The 22,779-nt window shown below is 72.6% G+C and carries 15 protein-coding genes; 7 read left to right on the forward strand and 8 right to left on the reverse strand.

Annotation, left to right across the window (positions count from 1 at the left end; all coding sequences use genetic code 11):
- From AC0680_RS32735 to AC0680_RS32745, 3 genes are read right to left on the reverse strand one after another with little or no spacing between them, the layout of a single operon-like run.
- On the reverse strand, positions 1-399 hold the full coding sequence (locus AC0680_RS32735; RefSeq protein WP_478636073.1) for a DUF742 domain-containing protein: 399 nt from the start codon (positions 397-399) through the stop codon (positions 1-3).
- The gene (locus AC0680_RS32740) at positions 396-887 is read right to left on the reverse strand and encodes a roadblock/LC7 domain-containing protein (RefSeq protein WP_468974488.1); all 492 of its coding nucleotides are present in this window, start codon (positions 885-887) and stop codon (positions 396-398) included. Before AC0680_RS32740 ends, AC0680_RS32735 begins: the two co-directional genes overlap by 4 nt.
- Positions 887-3,937 (reverse strand): sensor histidine kinase, encoded by a 3,051-nt coding sequence (locus AC0680_RS32745; protein ID WP_478636155.1) that lies wholly within the window; start codon positions 3,935-3,937, stop codon positions 887-889. The genes AC0680_RS32740 and AC0680_RS32745 overlap by 1 nt, the downstream gene beginning before the upstream one ends.
- A 482-nt stretch (positions 3,938-4,419) precedes the next feature.
- Here AC0680_RS32745 and AC0680_RS32750 point away from each other — a divergent pair, with 482 nt between their 5' ends.
- A complete protein-coding gene (locus AC0680_RS32750) occupies positions 4,420-5,265 on the forward strand; it encodes a hypothetical protein (protein ID WP_478636077.1) in 846 nt (281 codons plus the stop codon).
- Positions 5,266-5,727: 462 nt separating this feature from the next.
- Here AC0680_RS32750 and AC0680_RS32755 read toward each other — a convergent pair whose 3' ends face one another.
- Positions 5,728-6,231, reverse strand: a complete 504-nt coding sequence (locus tag AC0680_RS32755; protein ID WP_478636080.1) for a MarR family winged helix-turn-helix transcriptional regulator — start codon at positions 6,229-6,231, stop codon at positions 5,728-5,730.
- Between the two features lie 278 nt (positions 6,232-6,509).
- On the opposite strand from AC0680_RS32755, the gene AC0680_RS32760 reads away from it, so the two are divergent.
- Positions 6,510-7,370, forward strand: coding sequence for a lysozyme (locus tag AC0680_RS32760; protein WP_478636083.1), 861 nt, complete (start codon positions 6,510-6,512; stop codon positions 7,368-7,370).
- A gap of 122 nt (positions 7,371-7,492) precedes the next feature.
- On the opposite strand, the gene lon is transcribed toward AC0680_RS32760, so the two are convergent.
- Positions 7,493-9,949 (reverse strand): endopeptidase La, encoded by a 2,457-nt coding sequence (gene lon / locus AC0680_RS32765; protein ID WP_478636086.1) that lies wholly within the window; start codon positions 9,947-9,949, stop codon positions 7,493-7,495.
- A 163-nt stretch (positions 9,950-10,112) separates the two neighbouring features.
- Entirely contained in the window at positions 10,113-10,958 is an 846-nt protein-coding gene (locus AC0680_RS32770; protein ID WP_478636089.1) for a pentapeptide repeat-containing protein, read from the reverse strand.
- Between the two features lie 182 nt (positions 10,959-11,140).
- Between AC0680_RS32770 and AC0680_RS32775 the strand changes: the two genes are divergently transcribed.
- A complete protein-coding gene (locus tag AC0680_RS32775; RefSeq protein WP_478636092.1) occupies positions 11,141-11,644 on the forward strand; it encodes a YfbM family protein in 504 nt (167 codons plus the stop codon).
- Between the two features lie 101 nt (positions 11,645-11,745).
- Here AC0680_RS32775 and AC0680_RS32780 read toward each other — a convergent pair whose 3' ends face one another.
- Positions 11,746-12,561: a rhomboid-like protein gene (locus tag AC0680_RS32780; RefSeq protein WP_478636095.1), complete on the reverse strand. Its 816-nt coding sequence runs from the start codon at positions 12,559-12,561 to the stop codon at positions 11,746-11,748.
- A gap of 248 nt (positions 12,562-12,809) precedes the next feature.
- Between AC0680_RS32780 and AC0680_RS32785 the strand changes: the two genes are divergently transcribed.
- From AC0680_RS32785 to AC0680_RS32800, 4 genes are all read left to right on the forward strand, one after another.
- Positions 12,810-13,562, forward strand: coding sequence for a spermidine synthase family protein (locus AC0680_RS32785; RefSeq protein WP_478636098.1), 753 nt, complete (start codon positions 12,810-12,812; stop codon positions 13,560-13,562).
- Positions 13,563-13,635: 73 nt separating this feature from the next.
- Positions 13,636-14,376 carry a response regulator transcription factor gene (locus AC0680_RS32790; protein ID WP_238575264.1) on the forward strand — a complete coding sequence of 247 codons (741 nt, stop codon included), beginning with the start codon at positions 13,636-13,638 and terminating at the stop codon, positions 14,374-14,376.
- Positions 14,373-15,485 carry a sensor histidine kinase gene (locus AC0680_RS32795; RefSeq protein WP_478636103.1) on the forward strand — a complete coding sequence of 371 codons (1,113 nt, stop codon included), beginning with the start codon at positions 14,373-14,375 and terminating at the stop codon, positions 15,483-15,485. Before AC0680_RS32790 ends, AC0680_RS32795 begins: the two co-directional genes overlap by 4 nt.
- A gap of 250 nt (positions 15,486-15,735) precedes the next feature.
- Positions 15,736-19,548, forward strand: coding sequence for a multifunctional oxoglutarate decarboxylase/oxoglutarate dehydrogenase thiamine pyrophosphate-binding subunit/dihydrolipoyllysine-residue succinyltransferase subunit (locus AC0680_RS32800; protein ID WP_478636106.1), 3,813 nt, complete (start codon positions 15,736-15,738; stop codon positions 19,546-19,548).
- Between the two features lie 78 nt (positions 19,549-19,626).
- Here the strand turns inward: AC0680_RS32800 and fxsT are convergent, their stop codons facing one another.
- Positions 19,627-22,677 (reverse strand): FxSxx-COOH system tetratricopeptide repeat protein, encoded by a 3,051-nt coding sequence (gene fxsT, locus AC0680_RS32805; RefSeq protein ID WP_478636108.1) that lies wholly within the window; start codon positions 22,675-22,677, stop codon positions 19,627-19,629.
- Positions 22,678-22,779 lie beyond the last annotated feature (102 nt).

The following is a 22,779-nucleotide window of genomic DNA, read 5'->3' on the forward strand; positions in this document are numbered from 1 at the left end:
TCAGAGCCTGTGAAGTCCACCCAGCACCCTTTCCAGCAGCGCGCGGTCGGGCCGGCCGGTGGGGTGCCCGGTGCCGTAGACGCGAATCCTTCCCTGGTCGGCGAGGTCGCTGAGCAGGACCCGCACCACGCCCAGCGGCATCTTCAAGAGCGCGGAGATCTCCGCGACCGAGCGCATCCGGCGGCACAGTTCGACGATCGCCCGCATCTCGGGCATCACCCGCTCGGCCCAGCCGCCGCCGGTCAGCTCGCGCCGCTGTTCGGGGGCCTCCAGCGCGGCCACGAACGTCTCGACGAGCAGCACATGGCCGAAGCGGGTCCGTCCGCCGGTGAGCGAGTAGGGCCGCACCCGCGCGGGTTTGCGGTCCCCGCCGCGTATGGGGAGTTTGGGGTTGCTCACTGGGCGCTCTCCATCGACTTGCGCAGTTCGCTGCGGAGTTCGGGGGTGAGGACATGGCCGGCCCGGCCGACGAACAGCGCCATGTGGTAGGCGATGACGTTCATGTCGCAGTCCGGGGCGGCGTGCACACCGAGCAGCGAGCCGTCGCTGATCGACATGACGAACACGCTGCCCTCGTCCATGGTGATCATCGTCTGCTTGACGGCACCGCCGTCCATCAGCTTCGCGGCGCCCTGGGTGAGGCTGCCCAGCCCGGACACGATGGTGGCCAGGTCCGCACTGGAACCCCTGGGCCCTTCATCGCCGTCCGGCTGCGCCTTGGCGGCCGCGCGGTCCGGGTCGGAGCTGAGCAGCAGCAGGCCGTCGGAGGAGACCACCGCGACCGAGCGGATGCCCGGCACCTCGTCGACCAGGTTCGTCAGCAGCCAGTGCAGGTTCTGTGCCTGACTGCTCAGTCCTTTTCCTTGAGCAGTGGGCGCTTGCGCCATCAATCGCGTGCCTCCTCGGCAATCCGGCTCTCTCCCGGGGCCCCCGCTCCGTCGGTGTCGGTCTGTGGGATGGTCTGCTTCGTTGTGCGCTCCGCGATCTCGGTCTCGACCTCGCGCCGGCCGTCCCTCGCCCCCTGCTGGAATCCGCCCAGCCGGCGCCGCAGCGCCTCGGCACCGGCCGCACCGCTCTTGCGCGGGGCGGCGGGCGCCGGGCGCTGCGCCACGATGTGGGGCGTGCGCTTGGGCAGCCCCTTGGCCGTCCGCGGCTTCTCCGGCGCCGCGGCGGGTGCCGAGTCGGCGGCCTCGGCTGCCGCATCGTCCGCCTCGGGTGCCGGGTCCTTGGCTCCCGCGTCCTCGGCTGCCGGGTCCTTGGCTGCCACGTCCGTTCCGGGGCCCGTGTGCTGGTCCGGGCCGAGGGCGTACGGGTCGGCGGCCACCGGCTCGGGGCCGGACGCATCGGACGGCGCCGGCGGCTCGGCGGCCGGGCTCGCGTCGTCCTCGCTCCGGGTCTGCTCGTCGTCGCCGGCGCCGCCCTCGGCCGCGTCGATGGCCCGCTCGGCGGCGGCGACCAGCGGGTCGATGTCGGGGGCGGTGACCGGGTCCTCGGTGTCGGCGTCGGCGGCGGGCGCGGCCGCTGCCGGGTCCTTGCGCGGCACCCTGGTCTGCAGGGTGTTGGAGTTCGCCTCGGCGGCCGAGCCGGGCAGCGCGGGGGTGTGCACCGCCTCGCGCGGCGCCGTCGTGGCGGGCGACGGGGCCGGGCGGGTGGGCAGGATCGAGCCGGGCAGTACGACGACGGCCGTGACGCCGCCCTGCTTGGCGTCCCGCAGCTGGACCCGTACGCCGTGCCGGGCGGCCAGCCGCACCACCACGTACAGGCCAAGTCCCAGGGCCTCGTCGACGGTCTCGGAGGACGAGGCGGCCTCAACGTCCGCGAGCCGCTCGTTGAGCTCGGCCAGCCGCTCCCCGGTCATCCCTATGCCCTCGTCCTGGACCGAGAGCATCAGCTCGCCGCTCTCCAGCAGCCAGCCGGACAGCTCGACATGGGCGTCCGGCGGTGAGAACGCGGTGGCGTTCTCCAGGAGTTCGGCGACCAGGTGGCTGAGGTCGTCCGCGGCGAACCCGGCGACCTGCGAGTGCGGCGGCAGCGACTCGATGCGCACCCGGTCGTACCGCTCGATCTCGCTGACCGCGGCCCGCAGGACGTCGAGCAGCGGTACCGGGCCCTGGTGGCCGGTGCCGTGCTGTTCCGCGCCCGCCAGCACCAGCAGGTTCTCGCTGTTGCGGCGCATCCGCGCGGCGAAGTGGTCCAGCTTGAACAGCGTCTCCAGCCGCTCCGGGTCCCGCTCGCTCTCCTCCAGCGACTCGATGACGGCGAGCTGGCGCTCGACCAGGCCGAGGGTGCGCAGCGAGAGGTTGACGAACCGGCCGTGCACACCGGTCTGCGCGGTGGCCAGCCGCTCGGTGAGGTCGGCGACCTCCGCCTTGAGCGACGCGCTCTGCTCCTGAAGCACGTCTCGCTCGGCGACCAGCCGCTGCCGGCCGCCGACCAGCCGCTTGCGCTCGCCCTCCAGCTCGGCGGTGCGCCGCGCCATTTCGCCCACCTGGGCGTGCAGTGCGTTGACGGACCCGACGACGGCGGCGAACTCGTCGTTGCGGCCCTTGTAGCCGATGGGCTCCTCCTGCGCGGGGTCACCGGCCACCCGCTTGGCGCCGATCCGCAGCGCCGCCAGGGGCTGGGTCAGGGTGCGGGCGGCCCAGACGCCGGCGCCGACGGCCAGCAGCAGGCAGAGCGCCTCCAGGCCGATGCGGATCTCCAGTTCGGTCACATCGTCGTCGCGCAGGGCACCGAGCCGCTCGATGTCGGCGGTGGCCATGGCCGACTCCACGCCCCGCATCAGCCCGATGCGGGTGGTGAGGGTTTCGGCCACCTTCTGGCGGTTGAGCCGCAGGTCCGCGGCGTCCAGGCGGGGCTGGTCGGTCAGCCGGGTCAGATAGCGCTCGGCGGCGTCGACGTCGGCGCCGGTGACGGTGCGTTCGAAGCGGTCCCGGGCACCCTGGCCGGCGGTCTGCCGGAAGTCGCCCAGCGCGCCCTGGGCGCGGAGGTGCGCGACCTGGGCGAGGGCGGTCAGCCGGGGCTGGCCGCCGCCCGCGTCGAGCCCGGCCAGCAGCAGGGCGCGGGTGCCGGCGGCCTGGTCGGTGAGGCGGCCGAGGGCGGGCAGCGCGCGGGTGTCGGCGTCGGCGGAGTCCGCGCGGGCGGGGAGGTGGCGGGCGATGGTGTCGCCGATCGCGGCGAGCGCCTGGATGACCTCGGTATAGGAGTGGTAGACCCGCTCGGCCGATTCGGTACCGGACAGCGCCCTTTGACGGGTTTGCGGGAGGGCGGCCAGGAGCTTGGCGGCCGCCGCGTAGACCTCGGTGTCGCCCGAGGCGTCCTGGGCCTCGGTGCGCAGCTCGCCGATCTGCCGGTCGACGCGGGCGCGCTGGGGCTCGGTGGCGGCGGAGGCGTCGGCGGACACGGCGGAGTTGGCGGACACGGCGGCGTCGGCGTGGGGAGCGGCGGCGTTCCCGGTGCCGTTGGTAGCAGCGGCGCCGTTCCCCGTGCCGCCGGCTCCCGTGCCGTTGGCTCCCGCGCCGCCGGTTTGCGCGCCGTTGGGCTGGGCGCCGGCGGCCCCGCGGGTCCGGCTGCCGTTGACGCCGGATGCGCCGGGCTCGGCACCCGCGCGGCCGGCCGGGCGGGCGGCGCCCGCGGTCAGCGCGTCGCGCTCGTCCGCGAGGGAGTGCGCGAGGGCGATCGCCCGGGCGTTCAACTCGGCGAGGTCGACCAGCTGCTGGCTGTCGTGGGCGTTGTCGGCCGTGGCGGCGAGGCCGGGGGCACCGGCGCCGAGGACCGCGGCGGCGACCACGGCCACCGCCCCGACGAGCCGGTTGCGCACCCGCGCGGGACGCCGCCCCGAGAGGTCCTCCCCGCCCGTCGTGCCCGGACCCTTGCCCGGTCCCGAGACCGAACCGGCCGGTGAACCCGGCTTCCCCGCGCCGCCCCGAAGCCGCATCTTCCGCACCGCTGCTCGCATTCCTGTCTCGCCTGCCCACGCCGTATGGCGTCGCGGACCCGGTTCGCTCGCCGCTCGCGGGGCGGACCTGCGCGCACACCGCAGCAGCACACACTTCCGCGAGGGTAAACAGTCCGGCTCTGCGCGTCGCGATGGATGTCCTGGTCCCGCCCCTTGACCGGGCAACGACCCTTCCACCGGCGCCGCACAGTGGCCCGGCAACACATGCCTGGCCACCTGAACGAGTGAACATCACTCGGAGTTTGACCATCAACTTCCCGGCGCCGCCGATTTTCGCGGCAGACCCGCGCACCGGCCGGACGGGTTTGGAGATGCGTGCCGGTCCTGGAAGGATGCCCGCCCGCACGCCGCCGGCCCGGTGGTCCATACCTTCTGTACGCCGCTGACCTGCCTGTACGCCGACACCGCCGGCAGCGCCCGGTCAGCGGGGCGCCGACGGGCCCTCCGGCAGACTTGCGGCCATGCGCATCGAACTCGCCACCGAGCCGGGCGATCCCCAACGGCCAAACGAGGACTACGCATCGGTCGCCCTGCCGGCCTTTGGCCAGGGCGGAGTCATGGTCCTGCTGGACGGTGTGACGCCGCCCGCCGAGGACTACGGATGCGTGCACACGGTGCCGTGGTTCACCGCGCGGCTCGGCGGCGCATTGCTCGAACTGTCGGTTTCACGCCGGGATATGACACTCGCTGAGGTGCTGGCCGCCGCCATCTCGCGGACGGCCGAGGACCACCGCGACACCTGTGACCTTTCTCACGCTCGCACTCCGCAGGCAACCGTGGTGGCCGCACGGTGGTCCGAGGACACCGTCGAGCATCTCGTCCTCTCCGATTCGGTCCTGCTGCTGGAGCGGGTGGACGGCTCGGTGCACCCGGTGCTGGATCGGCGGCTGGACGAACTGCCGCCCGCGGTCCGCGCCCAGCGGGCCGCCGTGCGGGCGCTGCCCCGCGGCTCGGCGGAACGGGCCGCGGCGGGCCGCGCGTACGGCCGCGCGGTCGAGGCGCTGCGCAACGCCGAGGGCGGCTTCTTCACCGCGGCCGCCGATCCGTCGGTGGCCGCCCGCGCGGTGACCGGGAGCACCCCGCGCGCCGAGGTCCGCTCGCTGACCGCGCTCACCGACGGCGCGGGCCGCTGGGTGGAGGTCTTCCAGCAGGGTTCCTGGAAGGACTGCGTCGACCTGGTGGCCGAACGGGGCCCGCAGTCCCTCATCGACCGGGTCCGGGCGGCCGAGGCGGCGGACCCGGGGTGCGGGACCCATCCACGCGGCAAGGCCAGGGACGACGCGGCGGTGATCTACGCGGCGCCGTGAGCGGGGGCGCCGTGGGCGGGGGCGCCGTGAGCGGGGGCGCCGTGAGCGGGGGCGCCGTGAGCGGGGGCGCCGTGAGCGGGGGCGCCGTGAGCGGGGGCGCCGTGAGCGGGGGCGCCGTGGGCAGGGGCGCCGTGAGCGGGGGCGTCCTGAACGCGACGGCCCGAGCGGTTACGCCGTGAACCGTGGTGCCCTGCCCTGGAGCACCTGAACCGCGACGTCCCGAGCAGTGGCGCCGTGAGCCGTGATGCCCTGCCCTGGTGCACCGTCCGGGCATGCCCCTCGCCCGCACCACGTCCCGGAACTACCCACCGTCTCCCCGGCGTACGGGAATACCCCTCGCCCCCACCACGTTGTGGCCCCGCAGGGGGCGTTCGCATCCCCTACGGAATGCGTTCGACCACCCCTACCCCCTCAGGCCCCGTCTCCCTACCCTCGGGCCCCGCGCCCCCGCCCCGCCCTCGCCTACCCCTCCTCGCCCTCCTGCTCCGTGTTCAAGCGGTGCAGCAGCCGCGCCAGTTCGGCCACCTCCGCGCGGTCCCACGAGGCGAGCCGGCGCGCGTACTGGGCGCGGCGCCCGTTGCGGACGCGGGTGAAGCGGGCGCGGCCTTCGTCGGTGATGCGGACGAGGACGGCGCGGCCGTCGGCCGGGTCCGGCTCGCGGGCGACCAGCCCCAGCTTCTCCAGCGCGTGCAGCTGGCGGCTCATCGTGGCCTTGCCGACGCCGAAGAAGCCGGCGAGGTCGGTGGCGCGCTGCGCGCCGGCGTCGGCCAGCCGGAGCAGCAGCCCGTACGCGGAGGGCTCCAGATCGGGATGCACCTCGCGGGCCAATTCGCCGGACGAGGCCCGGGCGCGGCGGAGGAATACCGCCAATTCCCTTTCCAGGGCGAGAAATACGTGGTCCACACCAGTCGGCTCGCCGTCCGCCGCGGTACCGCCGGCTCCGGTGTTGTGCACGTCAGCGCCCATTCCCGCTTTCCTCATCTGAAAGTTTCCGCCCTCGGCGGCCGAAGCCGCAGCTCGGCCAGTATTTCGCAGGATTAGACCAACGGCAGCCCGGCAACCCTCTTTTGCCCCATCGGTCTACGCGCGTATCGTGATTTCTGGCATGGCCATACCAAGCGGCCCGGTCGGCGACAAGGGTTCCGCCGCGCGTCATGCACACCGCACCTCCGTGTCATCGCGTCTGCGTCATGCCGTCAGATCATCCCCCCTCAGGTCACCCACCGAGATCTCCGGAGACACGTATGACCGTGCTCAGATCCGGCCTCCCCCACCGCCCCGCACGCTCCCTCGCGACCGTGGCCGGGGCCCTTCTCGCGATCCTCGCCCTCCTCCTCGGCCTGCCCTCCGCCGCCGGCGCCCAGGCCCCGCGGCGCGCACCTGAACCCACCCACCCCGGACAGGACTGGGCCGGCTCGCAGATCGCCAGGCACGAAGGCACCGCGGTCGGCACCGCCCCGCCGGCGTCCTCGCTCGCGGCGTCCGTCGAGGGCGTGGACGTCAGCAGCCACAACGGCAACGTCGCCTGGTCGACGCTCTGGAACAGCGGCGTCCGCTTCGCCTATGCCAAAGCGACGGAGTCCACCAGCTACACCAACCCGTACTTCGCGCAGCAGTACAACGGCTCCTACAACGTGGGCATGATCCGTGGCGCGTACCACTTCGCCACGCCCAACACCTCCAGCGGCGCCGCCCAGGCCAACTACTTCGTCGACCACGGCGGCGGCTGGTCCAGGGACGGCAGGACGCTGCCCGGCGCGCTCGACATGGAGTACAACCCCTACGGCGCGACCTGCTACGGGCTGAGCGCGGCCGGTCTGGTCAACTGGATGAAGGACTGGTTCGCCACCTACAAGGCGCGCACCGGCCGGGACGCGGTCGTCTACACCTCCACCAGCTGGTGGAAGCAGTGCACCGGCAACTCGTCCGCCTTCGGGGCGATCAACCCGCTGTGGATTCCGCGCTACGGCTCCTCGGCCGGCGAACTCCCGGCCGGCTGGGGCTTCCACACCATCTGGCAGTACACCTCGACCGGCCCGACGGTCGGTGACCACAACCGCTTCAACGGCGCCTACGACCGGCTCCAGGCGCTGGCGAACGGCTGAGCACACCCGGCCGAGGGACCGGCGCGGGCGCAGGGCCCCGCCCAGGCCCGGGCCGGACGCGCGAACGGGCCCCTGCCGCACGGTCGGTGCGGCAGGGGTCCGTCCCGTTGGCCCCGCGCGGCTCAGGCCGCGAGGGGGATCTCCGGCACGGCGCCGTTGGACGCCGGCGTCAGCGCCAGCTGGAGGACCTGACGGACGTCCGCGACCGGGTGGACCTCCAGGGAGTCGAGGACCTCGGCCGGGACGTCGTCCAGGTCCGGCTCGTTCCGCTTGGGGATGATCACCGTCGTGATCCCGGCCCGGTGCGCCGCGAGCAGCTTCTGCTTGACGCCGCCGATCGGCAGCACCCGCCCGGTCAGCGAGATCTCACCGGTCATCGCCACGTCCGGCCGGACCTGCCGGCCCGACAGCAGCGAGGCCAGCGCCGTCGTCATCGTCACGCCCGCGCTCGGCCCGTCCTTGGGGACGGCGCCCGCCGGTACGTGCAGATGCACTCCGCGCTCCTTGAGGTCGGCGACCGGCAGTTCCAGCTCCGCGCCATGGGAGCGCAGGAACGACAGCGCGATGTGCGCGGACTCCTTCATCACGTCGCCGAGCTGGCCGGTCAGCTGGAGCCCGGACGCACCGGTCTCCGGATCGGCGAGCGAGGCCTCCACGTAGAGCACGTCGCCGCCGGCGCCGGTGACCGCGAGGCCGGTGACCACACCGGGTACGGCCGTCCGCCGCTCGGCCGGGTCCTGGGCGGACTCGGGGGTGTGGTGCGGGCGCCCCAGCAGCGGGCGCAGCTGCTCCGCGCCGACGGTGAACGGCAGCTCCCGCTCGCCCAGTTCGTGCTGGGCGGCGACCTTGCGCAGCATCCGGGCGATGGCCCGCTCCAGATTCCGTACGCCCGCCTCGCGGGTGTACTCGCCCGCCAGCTTGCGCAGCGCGTCGTCCTCCAGCGTCACCTCGTCCGGCTCCAGGCCGGCCCGCTCCAGCTGGCGCGGCAGCAGGTGGTCCCGGGCGATGACGACCTTCTCGTCCTCGGTGTAGCCGTCCAGCCGGACCAGCTCCATCCGGTCGAGCAGCGGCTCGGGGATGGCTTCGAGGACGTTGGCGGTGGCCAGGAAGACGACGTCGCTGAGGTCGAGTTCGACCTCCAGGTAGTGGTCGCGGAAGGTGTGGTTCTGCGCCGGGTCCAGTACCTCCAGGAGGGCGGCGGCCGGGTCGCCCCGGAAGTCGGAGCCCACCTTGTCGATCTCGTCGAGGAGGACGACCGGGTTCATCGAGCCGGCCTCCTTGATGGCGCGGACGATCCGGCCGGGCAGCGCGCCGACGTACGTACGGCGGTGGCCGCGGATCTCCGCCTCGTCGCGGACGCCGCCGAGCGCGACCCGGACGAACGTGCGGCCCATGGCGCGGGCGACGGACTCGCCCAGCGAGGTCTTGCCCACACCGGGCGGGCCGACGAGCGCGAGCACGGCGCCGCCCGCCCGGCGCCCGCCGCCCTTGCCGGAATCGCCGGGCGAGGCCGACTTCGCCCCGCCGCCGACCAGCCCTAGGCCGCGCTCGGCCCGCCGCTTCCTGACGGCCAGGTATTCGGTGATCCGCTCCTTGACCTCCTCCAGGCCGGAGTGGTCCGCGTCCAGCACCTGCTTGGCGCCGGCGATGTCGTAGGCGTCCTCGGTCCGTTCGTTCCACGGCAGTTCGAGGACGGTGTCCAGCCAGGTGCGGATCCACGATCCCTCGGGGCTCTGGTCGCTGGCCCGCTCCAGCTTGTCGACCTCCTTGAGGGCGGCCTTGCGGACGTCGGCGGGCAGATCGGCGGCCTCGACCCGGGCGCGGTAGTCGTCGCCCTCGTCCTCCGGATCGCCGTTCAGCCCGGCGAGTTCCTTGCGGACCGCCTCCAGCTGCCGCCGCAGCAGGAACTCGCGCTGCTGCTTGTCGACACCCTCCTGGACGTCCTTGGCGATGGACTCGGCGACGTCCTGTTCGGCGAGGTGGTCGCGCAGCGCCTCGGTGGCGAACTTCAGGCGGGCGACCGGGTCGGTGGTCTCCAGCAGCCGGACCTTCTGCTCGGTGGTCAGGAAGGGCGAGTAGCCGGAGTTGTCGGCCAGCGCCGGCACGTCCTCGATCTGCTGGACGCGGTCGACGACCTGCCAGGCGCCGCGCTTGCGCAGCCAGCTGGTGGCCAGCGCCTTGTACTCCGTGACGAGTTCGGCGACGGCCCCGGGCAGCGGATCGGGGACCTGTTCGTCGACGGTCGTGCCCTCCACCCACAGCGCGGCGCCGGGCCCGGTCGTGCCGGAACCGATCCGCACCCGGCCCAGGCCCCGGATCAGCGCTCCGGGGTCGCCGTCGGACAGCCGCCCGACCTGCTCGATCCGCCCGAGCGTGCCGATTCCCGCGTAGGTGCCGTCGATGCGGGGCACAAGCAGCACCCGCGGTTTGTTACCCGAGGTGGCGGCGGCCTGTGCGGCCTCCACCGCGGCGCGGACGTCCGCGTCGGACAGGTCCAGCGGCACCACCATGCCGGGGAGCACGACCTCGTCGTCGAGCGGCAGCACGGGCAGGGTGAGCGATGTGGACGTCGAAGCCATGATCTCCCCTTCGGCAATCAAGTTGAGCTTTACCCACTCAATGCAGGGAGGCGGGGAGTTGTTCCCCCGCACGCGTTCGCTGTGAGCGATCGGGACGGGGAGGGTGGCGGGGAGTGCCCGGCGCCTGCCGGTGCGCGGGACGGGGTGCCCGGGGAGCGTCCGGCTACCAGTGCGCGGGGCGGGTCAGGTTCTCGGGCAGCTTGGTGGCGGCGTTCCCCCGGGCCGCGTTGAGCTGGGACTGGGTCAGGAAGAGGGCGCCGGTGAGGTCGGCACCGCTCAGGTCGGCGTCGCGCAGATCGGCGCCGATCACATCCGCCCGGCGCAGATCGGCGCCCTTGAGGTCGGCGGCGATGAGGTACGCGCCGCGGAGGTTGGCGCCCTGGAGGTCGGCGCCCTTGAGGCGGGCTCCCATGAGGTCGGCGCCCCGCCGCTCCTTCTTGCGGCCCGGGACCTTGGCCCGTACGAGCTCGCTGGTGCGCAGCAGCAGGGCGTTGACCTCGCCCCGGTGGGCCGGTATGTCCAGCGCGGCGAGGTCCTCGGCGCTGCCACGGGTGAGGCGTTCGGTCTTCTCCAGCGCGGTCCGCAGGTCGGCGTGCACGGGGCGGGCGGCCCGCAGGGTGAGCGCCTCGGCCAGGTACCAGAGCAGTTCGTGCAGCTGCCGCATGACGGGGAACACGTCGAACATCTGCCGGGCGGTGCCCGGAGCCTGCCGCCAGTCCCGCCCGCCGAAGGTGACCTGGGAGACCTTCTGTCCGGCGCCGAAGCAGTCGAAGACGGTGCAGCCGGAGAAGCCGCGCTTGCGCAGATCGGTGTGGATGCCGCAGCGGAAGTCGGTCCGCAGGTTGGGGCAGGGCCGGCCGGCCTCCTTGTCGAGGGCGAAGTCCGCGGAGGCCGCGAACGGCAGCGCGACGCAGCACAGCCCGAAACAGCTGCCGCAGTCGGACTGCAGGCCCAGCTCGACAGTGTCCGGATTCGATTGCTTGCGCTCGGGCGCGCGGTCTGGGGACAAGGTGCGGTTACTCCTGCGGCCGGTGTGCGCCGCACGGGGCGGCGCCGGGAAAGGACGTCCATTCTCCCAGGCCCGGACGGGTGGCGCGGCTGGCCGGTTTCGCTCGCCGCGAGCCGCCGGCGGACCGCCAACGCGGCGCCGGCCGCCGGGCGTTGTCAGTGGTCGCCCCTAGCCTCGGGTCCATGAGCATGATCGGACAGTACGCACGTGTCACGCCCGCCGAATTCGACCGCGCCCTCGGCGATCCGGAGTGGGCGTTGAAGCTGGTCATCGGGCGGATGGAAGCGGAAGCCGGACAGCCGGCGGAGCCGGCCGCCGCGCGCTGCCTGGACGTCGACAAGGCCTGGGACGCCCTTGGATTCCTGCTGCGCCGGGCGGCCTTCCCGGTGGACATCGTGCACGGCGAGGGGGACATCCCGGCGGCGGAGGACTGGGGCTACGGCCCGCCTCGCTACCTCACCGCCGAGCGGGTGCGGGTCGCCGCCGAAGTGCTCGCGGGGATATCCGGCGCGGATCTGACGGCCGGCGTCGGCCCCGAGGACCTCGCCGAGGCGGAGGTGTATCCGTCGATCGTGTGGGAGCGCGGCGAGTCCCTGGACTACGTGCGCGAGCACTACGACGCGCTGCGCCCGTTCTTCCGCACGGCGGCGGACCAGGGGGACGCGGTGCTGGTCTGGCTCGGCTAGGCCGGGTCCGCAAAGTCCCGTTCGTCCGCCCGCAGGGGCGGGTCCGGTGGTCCGGCGCGGGCCGGCCCACCGGATGGGCGCGGGGCCCGGCGCGCCGGGGGTCAGTACGTCCGCACGCCCCGTACGCCCCGCAGCGCCGGATGCCCCAGGTCGCCGAGGAGCGGCCGGGGGCCGGTGCGGCCGGCGCGCCAGCGGCGCAGCAGGGGCCAGCAGGCCGTGCCCAGGGCGAGGGACAGCAGATGCCCCCAGTCGGTCATCGGGTCCAGGTAGGCGAGCAGATCGGTCAGTGCCAGGTAGCCCGTCCCGGCCAGCAGGGGCCAGCGCGCCCAGGCCGGCAGCAGGCCCGCGAGGGCTCCGGTGCAGGTCATCACGCCGAAGCTGATGCCGTAGTCGAGGCGGTGCAGGGAGCTCTCCGGCAGCTGCCCGGCGGCGACCGAGAAGGCCACCGGCACCTCGGTGGCGAGGGTGGCCAGCGCATGGCCGCCGAAGAAGACCGCGGCGGCGCGCAGCCCGCCGATGCGCCGCTCCAGTGCCGTCAGGACGAAGAGGAAGGCGAGGGCGTAGGCGGAGGTCACTCCGCCGGCTATCCACAGGGCGCTGGCGGCCAGCACCAGCAGGGGGGCCTTGGTCAGGTGGACGACGTCCGTGCTGGAGCCCCGCAGCAGTTCGGATACCAGCCGCGGGTCGGCGTGTTCGGCGAAGAGGGAGGTGGCGACGAGCAGGACGGCGTAGCCGAAGGTGAAGGGGGTGGCGGTGGGGGTGGGCAAGAGCCGCCACACCCGTCGGCGCAGCCGCTCGAAGGCGGGCCCGGCGCTCGCTCGGCGCAGCCGCTCGGCGGCCGGCCCGGCGACGGCTCCCGCGGCGTCGCCGGGGGCCCGGTCGGCCCGTGTCCCTCCGGCGGTTCCCAGCCAGCTCACTTGGCGGTCCCTCCCGTCCATGGCTCATCCGGTGAGCCACGCCCCATCTCCCCCCGGGCGGTGCGTGCTCGTTCTGCTGTGCACAACGTCGCGGACCACCCTGCCTGCTCAATCCATGAGGAAGCTGTGAGGGTGATATGCATCACATAAGGCAACTGCCGCCGCGGCCTCCGCGTCAGGGTTCCCGGCGCTCCACCCGCCCCGTAACGCGTTGCTCGGCGCGGCCCGGATTGGCCACCATGGGCGCCATGGCATCCGTTACTCCGCCGCAGACGACGGCCGGCCCCTCAGCAGCCCCCCGCACGATCGACCGGCGCGAGGGCCCGTACGGCGAGGTGGTGCTGCGGCAGCGGGCCGGGGCTTCCACCGGACCGGAAGGACCGGCGACCCCGGTGGTCTACGAGATCATCGCCAACGGCTGCTTCCTGATGGACACCTCCGACGGCCGGTCCGAGCGGCTGCTGATCGACGCCGCGCTGGACGCGCTCCCCGCCGACCGCGAGCGCCCTTCGGTACTGATCGGCGGCCTGGGCGTCGGCTTCTCCCTGGCCAGGGCGGCCGAGCAGCCCCGGTGGGGCCGGATCACCGTCGTCGAGCGCGAGGAGGCGGTCATCGACTGGCACCGCACCGGCCCGCTGTCGGCCGTCTCCGCGGCCGCGCTGGCCGATCCGCGCTGCGCGGTCCTGCACACCGACCTCGTCGCCCACCTGCACGGCGGGACCGGCCCCCGGGCCACCTACGACGCGCTGTGCCTGGACATCGACAACGGCCCGGACTGGACCGTGACCGACGACAACGGCAGCCTCTACTCCCCCACCGGACTCGCCGCCTGCCGCGACCGGCTCTCGCCCGGCGGAGTGCTCGCCGTATGGTCCGCGCAACCCTCGCCGGCCTTCGAAGCGGCCCTGCGAAATGCCGGATTCCACGAGGTACGTACGGAAGAGATCCCCGTTGTCCGAGGCGTCCCCGACGTGGTCCACCTCGCGCGGAAGGGCGCGTAGCCGACAGTCACACCATGCCCGTACGCTGCTGCCCAGCAGTACGCGACCACGCAGGGACATGCAGGGGCGGGCGATGGACCAGACTCAGACAACGCAGGGCGGCGCCGCCGCTGCCACGCCGGGCGCCCAGCGCCGGGTACTGGTCGTGGAGGACGACCCGACGATCGTCGATGCCATCGCGGCCCGGCTGCGCGCCGAGGGCTTCCAGGTGCAGACGGCCACCGACGGCCCGGCCGCCGTGGACACCGCCGAGGCCTGGCAGCCCGATCTGCTGGTCCTCGATGTGATGCTGCCGGGCTTCGACGGCCTGGAGGTGTGCCGCCGCGTCCAGGCCCAGCGCCCGGTGCCGGTGATGATGCTCACCGCCCGGGACGACGAGACCGACATGCTGGTCGGCCTCGGCGTCGGTGCCGACGACTACATGACCAAGCCGTTCTCGATGCGCGAGCTGGCCGCCCGGGTGCACGTCCTGCTGCGCCGGGTCGAGCGCGCCGCGCTGGCCGCCCACACCCCCCGCAGCGGCATCCTGCGGCTGGGCGAGCTGGAGATCGACCACGCCCAGCGCCGGGTCCGGGTGCGCGGCACGGACGTCCATCTGACGCCCACCGAGTTCGATCTGCTGGTGTGCCTGGCGAACACGCCGCGCGCGGTGCTCTCCCGTGAGCAGCTGCTGGCCGAGGTGTGGGACTGGGCGGACGCCTCCGGGACCCGTACGGTCGACAGCCACATCAAGGCGCTCCGCCGCAAGATCGGCGCCGAGCGCATCCGCACGGTCCACGGTGTCGGCTACGCGCTGGAGACCCCGCCCGCATGAAGCGGTGGCAGCAGCCCCTGCGCGGGCTGTGGCAGCAGGTCTGGGAAGCGTTGCGGCCGCTGGATCCGTACCGCTCCGTCAAGGCGGCGCTCGGTGCGCTGGTCAGCGTTTCGGTGATCATCACCACCCTGCTGGTGTTCGTCGCGATGCACTCGGCCACCGAGCTGCGAGTGATCACGATCTTCTCGATCATCGCCTCGCTGCTGCTCACCCAGTTCGTGGCGAACAGCCTGACCGCCCCGCTCGGGGAGATGACGGACGTCACCCGTTCGATGGCGCACGGTGACTACAGCCGCCGGGTGCGCTCGGCCCGCCGCGACGAGTTCGGCGACCTGGCGAACGCCTTCAACAGGATGGCGGCCGACCTGGAGGCGGTGGACACCCACCGCAAGGAGCTGGTCGCCAATGTCTCGCACGAGCTGCGCACCCCCATCGCGGCGCTGCGCGCGGTCCTGGAGAACGTCGTCGACGGGGTCTGCGAGCCCGATCCGGAGACGATGCGTACGGCGCTGAAGCAGACCGAGCGGCTGGGCCGCCTGGTCGAGCACCTGCTGGACCTGTCCCGGCTGGACAACGGCGTGGTGCCGCTGCACGCCCGGCGCTTCGAGGTCTGGCCGTATCTTTCCGGGGTGCTCAAGGAGGCCAACATGAGCCGGGGAGCCTCCACACTGGCCGGCTCGGGCACCCACACCCGAACGGACGTACACCTCCATCTCGACGTCTCGCCGCCGGAGCTGACCGCGCACGCCGACGCCGAGCGGCTCCACCAGGTCGTGGCGAATCTCATCGACAACGCGATCAAGCACAGCCCGCGCCACGGCCGGGTCACGGTGCACGCCCGGCGCGGCGAGGGTCCCGAGAGCCTGGTGCTGGAGGTGCAGGACGAGGGGCCCGGCATCCCCGAGTCGGAGCGCTACCGGGTCTTCGAGCGGTTCAACCGCGGCGGCCCGGCCCCCTCGGGCCCCGGCAGCGACGGCGGTACGGGCCTGGGCCTGGCGATCGCGCGCTGGGCGGTGGATCTGCACGGCGGGCGGATCGGCGTGGCCGAATCCGCACGGGGTTGCCGGATCCGGGTCACTCTTCCGGGGCGGGAGTCGACGCGCAGCTGACGCCCGCGTTGACGTTCGGTGACGTAGGGTCGGTGGTAGGAGCACTCATCCCATGGGTGCGACGGCGGTGAGTCCTACCCGCACACGGGCAAACTCCGTGTGTTTCCCGCCAAGTCATGCCCCGAAACCCCTTCGGGAATGTGACGTGCGCGACGAGTGGCCCTCCCGGACTGCACCAAAGGTCACAAGAGGCGTAGCCTTTATTCCCGCTGTCCACCACCTTAGGAAGCGGAAGAGGGCGGTTGCCGCCGTGTCGCTACAGTCCCCCAACAGCTCGAGCATCTCGACCGACCAAGAGGGGCAGGGCAAGAGCCCTGCTGCCGCGTTCGGTCCCAATGAGTGGCTCGTCGACGAGATCTACCAGCAGTACCTCCAGGACCCGAACTCGGTAGACCGAGCCTGGTGGGACTTCTTCGCCGACTACAAGCCGGGCGGCGCCACCGCGCCGAGCAAGCCCGCGGAGGGCACCGCCCCCGCGCAGGCCGCCCCGGCGCCGTCTGCCCCGGTCACGCCGCCGGCCCCCGCCGCGGCCGAGCCGAAGCCCGCGGCCCAGCCGGCCACCCCGGCGAAGCCGGCCGCGAGCGCTCCGGCCCCCGTCAAGCCGGCCCCGGCCAAGGCGGCTCCCGCCAAGCCCGCCGCGAAGCCGGCCGCCAAGCCGGCCGCCGACGGCGAGGCCCCGGCCGGGCCCGAGTACGTCCAGCTGCGCGGCCCCTCGGCCGCCGTCGCGAAGAACATGAACGCCTCCCTGGAGCTGCCGACGGCCACGTCCGTCCGCGCCGTCCCGGTGAAGCTGCTGTTCGACAACCGCATCGTCATCAACAACCACCTCAAGCGCGCCCGGGGCGGGAAGGTCTCCTTCACCCACCTGATCGGGTACGCGATGGTGCAGGCCCTCAAGGCCATGCCGTCGATGAACTACTCCTTCGCGGAGAAGGACGGCAAGCCGACGCTGGTCAAGCCGCCGCACATCAACCTCGGCCTGGCCATCGACCTGGTGAAGCCCAGCGGCGAGCGCCAGCTCGTCGTCGCCGCCATCAAGAAGGCCGAGACGCTCTCCTTCTTCGAGTTCTGGCAGGCTTACGAGGACATCGTCCGCCGGGCCCGCGACAACAAGCTGACGATGGACGACTTCACCGGAGTCACCGCGTCGCTGACGAACCCCGGCGGCATCGGCACCGTCCACTCGGTGCCCCGTCTGATGCCCGGCCAGTCCATGATCATGGGCGTCGGCGCGATGGACTACCCCGCGGAGTTCCAGGGCACCTCCCAGGACGCCCTGAACAAGCTGGGCGTCTCCAAGGTCATGACGCTGACCAGCACCTACGACCACCGGGTGATCCAGGGCGCCGCCTCCGGCGAGTTCCTGCGGGTCATGAGCCAGCTGCTGCTCGGCGAGAACGAGTTCTTCGACGACATCTTCAAGTCGCTGCGGATCCCCTACGAGCCGGTCCGCTGGCTGCGGGACATCGACGCCTCGCACGACGACGACGTCACCAAGGCCGCCCGGGTCTTCGAGCTGATCCACTCCTACCGGGTCCGCGGCCACGTCATGGCCGACACCGACCCGCTGGAGTACCACCAGCGCAAGCACCCCGACCTCGACATCACCGAGCACGGGCTCACCCTGTGGGACCTGGAGCGCGAGTTCGCGGTCGGCGGCTTCTCCGGCCGGTCCATGATGAAGCTGCGCGACATCCTGGGCGTGCTGCGCGACTCGTACTGCCGCACCACCGGCATCGAGTTCATGCACATCCAGGACCCCAAGCAGCGCCAGTGGATCCAGGACCGGGTCGAGCGCTCGCACAAGTCGCCGGAGCGCGACGAGCAGCTGCGCATCCTGCGCCGGCTGAACTCCGCCGAGGCGTTCGAGACGTTCCTGCAGACCAAGTACGTCGGCCAGAAGCGCTTCTCGCTGGAGGGCGGCGAGTCCGTCATCCCGCTGCTGGACGCGGTCATCGACTCCGCGGCCGAGTCGCGCCTGGACGAGGTCGTCATCGGCATGGCCCACCGCGGCCGGCTCAACGTCCTCGCCAACATCGTCGGCAAGTCCTACGCGCAGATCTTCCGCGAGTTCGAGGGCAACCTCGACCCGAAGTCGATGCACGGCTCCGGCGACGTGAAGTACCACCTGGGCGCCGAGGGCACCTTCACCGGCCTGGACGGCGAGCAGATCAAGGTCTCGCTCACCGCCAACCCCTCCCACCTGGAGGCCGTGGACCCGGTCGTCGAGGGTGTCGCCCGCGCCAAGCAGGACATCATCAACAAGGGCGGCACGGACTTCACCGTCCTGCCGATCCAGCTGCACGGCGACGCCGCGTTCGCCGGCCAGGGCGTGGTCGCCGAGACGCTGAACATGTCCCAGCTGCGCGGCTACCGCACCGGCGGCACGGTGCACGTCGTCATCAACAACCAGGTCGGCTTCACCGCCGCCCCGGAGTCGTCGCGTTCGTCCATGTACGCCACCGACGTGGCCCGCATGATCGAGGCGCCGATCTTCCACGTCAACGGCGACGACCCCGAGGCCGTCGTCCGCGTCGCCCGTCTGGCCTTCGAGTTCCGCCAGGCGTTCAACAAGGACGTGGTCATCGACCTGATCTGCTACCGCCGCCGCGGTCACAACGAATCGGACAACCCGGCCTTCACCCAGCCGCTGATGTACGACCTGATCGACAAGAAGCGCTCGGTGCGCAAGCTCTACACCGAGTCCCTCATCGGTCGCGGCGACATCACGCTGGAAGAGGCCGAGCAGGCGCTGCAGGACTTCCAGGGACAGCTGGAGAAGGTCTTCACCGAGGTCCGCGACGCCACGACGGCCCCGGCCGTCCCCGAGGTGCCGCAGCCCAAGGCCGAGTTCCCGGTCTTCGTGGACACCGCGATCTCCCAGGAGGTCGTCAAGCGGATCGCCGAGTCCCAGGTCAACATCCCCGACCACATCACCGTCCACCCGCGTCTGCTGCCCCAGCTGCAGCGCCGCGCGGCCCAGGTCGAGGACAACACCATCGACTGGGGCATGGGCGAGACCCTCGCCGTCGGCTCGCTGCTGATGGAGGGCACCCCGGTCCGGCTCGCCGGCCAGGACTCCCGCCGCGGCACCTTCGGCCAGCGCCACGCGGTCCTCATCGACCGCGAGACGGGCGAGGACTACACCCCGCTGCTCTACCTCTCCGAGGACCAGGCCCGCTTCAACGTCTACGACTCGCTGCTGAGCGAGTACGCGGCGATGGGCTTCGAGTACGGCTACTCGCTGGCCCGCCCGGAGGCGCTGGTCATGTGGGAGGCCCAGTTCGGTGACTTCGTCAACGGCGCCCAGACGGTCGTCGACGAGTTCATCTCCTCGGCGGAGCAGAAGTGGGGCCAGACCTCCGGCGTCACCCTGCTCCTCCCGCACGGCTACGAGGGCCAGGGCCCGGACCACTCCTCGGCCCGGATCGAGCGCTTCCTGCAGCTGTGCGCCCAGAACAACATGACCGTCGCCATGCCGACGCTCCCCTCCAACTACTTCCACCTGCTGCGCTGGCAGGTGCACAACCCGCACCACAAGCCGCTGGTCGTCTTCACCCCGAAGTCGATGCTGCGTCTGAAGGCCGCGGCGTCGAAGACGGAGGAGTTCACCACGGGCGGCTTCCGCCCCGTCATCGGCGACACCCAGGTCGCCTCCGGCGCGGTGGACGCGAGCGCCGTCCGCAAGGTCGTCTTCTGCTCCGGCAAGGTCTACTACGACCTGGAGGCCGAGCGCGCCAAGCGCGGTGCGAACGACACCGCGATCGTCCGCATCGAGCGCCTCTACCCGCTCCCCGGCAAGGAACTCCAGGCGGAGATCGCCAAGTTCCCGAACGCCGAGAAGTACCTGTGGGCGCAGGAGGAGCCGGCGAACCAGGGTGCCTGGCCGTTCCTCGGTCTCAACCTGATCGACCACCTCGACCTGGCCGTCGGCGCCGACGTGCCGCACGGCGAGCGCCTGCGCCGCATCTCGCGGCCGCACTCCTCGTCGCCGGCCGTCGGCTCCGCCAAGCGCCACCAGGCAGAGCAGGCCCAGCTGGTCGCGGAGGTCTTCGACGCGTAGGCGTCGCCGGCCGCCGGACCCACCGGTGACACAGTGGAAGGGCCCGTCCCCTCGGGGGCGGGCCCTTCCGCGTACCTCCTAGACGGGCTGCGGTTCGAAGTCCCAGTACGGGCGGCGGCGGCGCCGGGCGGACAGGGTGTGCGGGTGCTCGGCGCCCAGCGTCTCGGAGAGCTGCTGGATCGCCTCCTGCTCCAGCTTCGCCGCCTCCTGGCCGCGGCGGCGCAGCGCGCGCAGGTCCTCGGCCAGTGCCGTCTTCGCGGAGAGGGTCATCGGGTGGGTGTCGCCCAGCGTCGCCTTGGCCCGCTCCAGGGTGTCGCGGCCCAGTTCCACCGCGCCGTCCTCGTCGTCGACCCGGCTGCGGGCGGCGCCGGCGTTCAGCGCGCAGCCCAGCGTCCAGGGGTGGTCGGGGCCCATCACCTGGGTCATGCCGTGCAGGGCCCGTTCCGCGATGTCCAGCGCCTCGGCCGTCTCCCCGAACTCCCCGCGGACCAGTCCGACGTTCCCGCGGGTGCCGATGGTGTACGGGTGCCGCTCGCCGGCCAGTGCCTGATAGCGCTCGGCGACCTCCTCGGCCAGGTCCCGGGCGTGGCCGAGGTCGCCGTGCTCGCGCAGGAAGGTGGCGTGGTCGGCGCGGACCATCAGCGTCTCGGGGTGGCGCGGGCCCTGCACCCGGCGGGAGCGTTCGACGAGGTCGGCCATCAGGGTGCCGGCCCTGGCCACCTCGCCGGTGCGCCGCAGGCACAGCGCGAGGTTGTGCTCGGCGCGCAGGGTCTGCGGGGTGTGCGCGCCCATCACCTGCAGATGCAGCCGGGCGTTGAGTTCCTGGCTGGAGGTGGCGTCGCGGTAGCGGCCCAGCAGGCGCAGGGTGCGGGCGTGCGCGGTGCCCGCGTTGAGGGTGAGGTGGTGCCGTGCGCGCAGCTCGCGTTCCCGGAAGGCGAGCACCTCGCGGTGGGTGACCAGCGCTTCCTCGTAGCGGCCGAGCAGCGCGAGGACGTTTCCGAGGTTGTGCCGCGAGGAGAGGGTGCGGGGTGCCTCGGGGCCGAGCAGCTCGGTGTAGGCCCGCCAGACGGCGTCGAAGAGTTCGTGGGCCTGCTCGTACGAGCCCAGTGCGATCAGTGTGCCCGCGAGGCCGTCCTGCGCGCGCAGCAGGTCGGCGTCGGAGGCGTCCCGCTCGGCGGAGAGCTGGTCGACGACCGAGCCGCCGACCGCCTCGGCCTCGCGGTAGCGGCCGAGCCGGCGCAGCATGTTGGCGTGCTGGTGGGTGAGCACGAGCATGGTGCGCTGGGTGGGTTCGAGGCGGGTGCGCCAGCGGGACATGAACTGCTCGCACAGCCGCAGGCCGATGCGGTACTCGCCGCGGACCCGCAGGTATTCGATGCAGTTGAGCAGCAGCTGCTGGACTGCGGCGTCGGGGCTGTCGAGGACGCCGGCCGGCTCCAGATGCGGGATGAGCTCGGCGTAGCGCTCCCAGTAGCGGGTGTCGGAGGGGTTCTGCGGGTCGGCGGTGACCAGCACCCGGCAGGCGGTCGCGGCCATCAGGTCGCGCTCGTCCTCGGTCATGTCGCTGCGCAGGAACCGGTGGTAGAGCCGGTGCATCTGCGCGGTCTCCACGGCCGGGTCGGAGTCCTGGGAGACCTGGTAGTCCAGGCGTACGGCGGTGGATTCGGTCAGCCGGCGCAGCGCGGTGTTCCAGCTGATCGGCTCGGCGGCCAGATCGGCGAGGTGTTCGGGCAGGTCGCCGCGGCGGGCCTTGGCGAGCATCGGGACGGGGATGGCGTCCGGGGCGAAGAAGGCGAACAGCTTGAGGAGTTCGACCGCCGCGGGGCTGCGCTCGCGCAGGGTGTTGAGAGTTATGGCCCAGCTGGTCTGGAAGGCCATGGGGTAGTCGGAGGAGATCCGGATGCCGACGAGGCTGGGCTCGCCGCGCCGGATCAGTTCGATGTACTCCTTGGGGGACATCGGGTTGGCGTCGAGCCAGGCGGCGGTCTGGGCGAGCAGCAGCGGCAGGTCCTGGACGGCTTCGGAGAGCATGTCGGCCTCGACCGGCGTGAGCCGGGGGGCGCGGCGTCGGGCGTAGGCGACGGACTCGATGCGGGTGAAGGGCAGCACCTCGATCTCCTGGGCACTGCCGGACCCCGACCAGTCGCGGGTGAGGGTGGTGATCAGGACGTGGCCGCGGCCGTCGGGGATCAGGTCCTCGATCTGCTCCATGTCGTCGGCGCTGTCGAAGATCAGCAGCCAGCGGCGGTAGGGGCGGCCGACGCGCAGCGCTTCGTGGACGGCGCGGATGCGGTCGCCCAGTTCCCGGCCGACGGGCAGGCCGAGCCGGGTGGCGAGTTCGGCGAGCTGTTCGCGGGCGGCGCCGCGGTTGGTGGCGCTGATCCACCACACCACGTCGTAGTCGTTGCCGAAGCGGTGGGCGTACTCGGCGGCGATCTGGCTCTTGCCGACGCCGGAGGTGCCGTAGAGCGCGATCCGGGTCTCCAGCGGCGGGGCCGAGCCCACCCCGGGGCCGGCGAGCTTGCCGTACAGCTCTTCGAGTACGTGGTCGCGGCCGGTGAAGCGGTTGTTGCGCCGGGGGATGTTCCAGACCTCGGGCGGGTTGTTCGGGAAGCGGGGCTCGCCGGGGGCGTCCTCGTCCACGGTCCGGGCCGGTGCGGCGATGCCCAGCCGGTGCAGCACCCGGCGGTTGGCCTCGCGGGCGTCGAGGTCGCGCAGGTCGGCGGGGCGCAGCAGGGAGGCGGTGGCCGGCAGGCTCTGGGTGGCCACGCTCACCGCGGCGAACCGGTCGGCGTGCGGGGGCACCACCTCCCGCAGCGCGGCCGTCCACTCCTCCTGTGTCTTGGGGCCCAGCCGGAAGTACCAGTCGTCGAGCACGATCAGCAGCCGGCCCTCGGCCTCCAGCAGCCCCGACAGCTCCGCGGCCAGTGCCGTGTCCACCTGCGGGTCCCAGCGGAGCAGGGTCGTGCCGTGGCCCTGCTGCTCCAGCTGGTGGGAGATCCAGGCGGCCCACGGCCGGGCGAAGCCCGCGTAGCTGATGGTGATGTGCTCGCGGGAGCCGATGGGATGGGACCGACCAGAAGTGCCAGCAGAACCAGAAGAACCAGAAGAAATGGACTGATCGACCATGCGACCGTCTCCCTGAGATGCGATGGTGCGCGCGTGCGGAGGCTGATTCGTCGGGCACGCCCTGGCTCTTTCGCACGATAGCCCAAGTATCGCTCCAGATGA

This window comes from Streptomyces sp. NPDC043738, from assembly GCF_056436545.1.

Coding starts and splice junctions, on each gene's coding strand:
- AC0680_RS32740 (WP_468974488.1), bottom strand. CDS start 887: ATGGCGCAAGCGCCCACTGCTCAAGGAAAAGGACTGAGCAGTCAGGCA.
- AC0680_RS32745 (WP_478636155.1), bottom strand. CDS start 3,937: ATGCGGCTTCGGGGCGGCGCGGGGAAGCCGGGTTCACCGGCCGGTTCG.
- AC0680_RS32750 (WP_478636077.1), top strand. CDS start 4,420: ATGCGCATCGAACTCGCCACCGAGCCGGGCGATCCCCAACGGCCAAAC.
- AC0680_RS32755 (WP_478636080.1), bottom strand. CDS start 6,231: ATGGGCGCTGACGTGCACAACACCGGAGCCGGCGGTACCGCGGCGGAC.
- AC0680_RS32760 (WP_478636083.1), top strand. CDS start 6,510: ATGACCGTGCTCAGATCCGGCCTCCCCCACCGCCCCGCACGCTCCCTC.
- lon (WP_478636086.1), bottom strand. CDS start 9,949: ATGGCTTCGACGTCCACATCGCTCACCCTGCCCGTGCTGCCGCTCGAC.
- AC0680_RS32775 (WP_478636092.1), top strand. CDS start 11,141: ATGAGCATGATCGGACAGTACGCACGTGTCACGCCCGCCGAATTCGAC.
- AC0680_RS32785 (WP_478636098.1), top strand. CDS start 12,810: ATGGCATCCGTTACTCCGCCGCAGACGACGGCCGGCCCCTCAGCAGCC.
- AC0680_RS32790 (WP_238575264.1), top strand. CDS start 13,636: ATGGACCAGACTCAGACAACGCAGGGCGGCGCCGCCGCTGCCACGCCG.
- AC0680_RS32795 (WP_478636103.1), top strand. CDS start 14,373: ATGAAGCGGTGGCAGCAGCCCCTGCGCGGGCTGTGGCAGCAGGTCTGG.
- fxsT (WP_478636108.1), bottom strand. CDS start 22,677: ATGGTCGATCAGTCCATTTCTTCTGGTTCTTCTGGTTCTGCTGGCACT.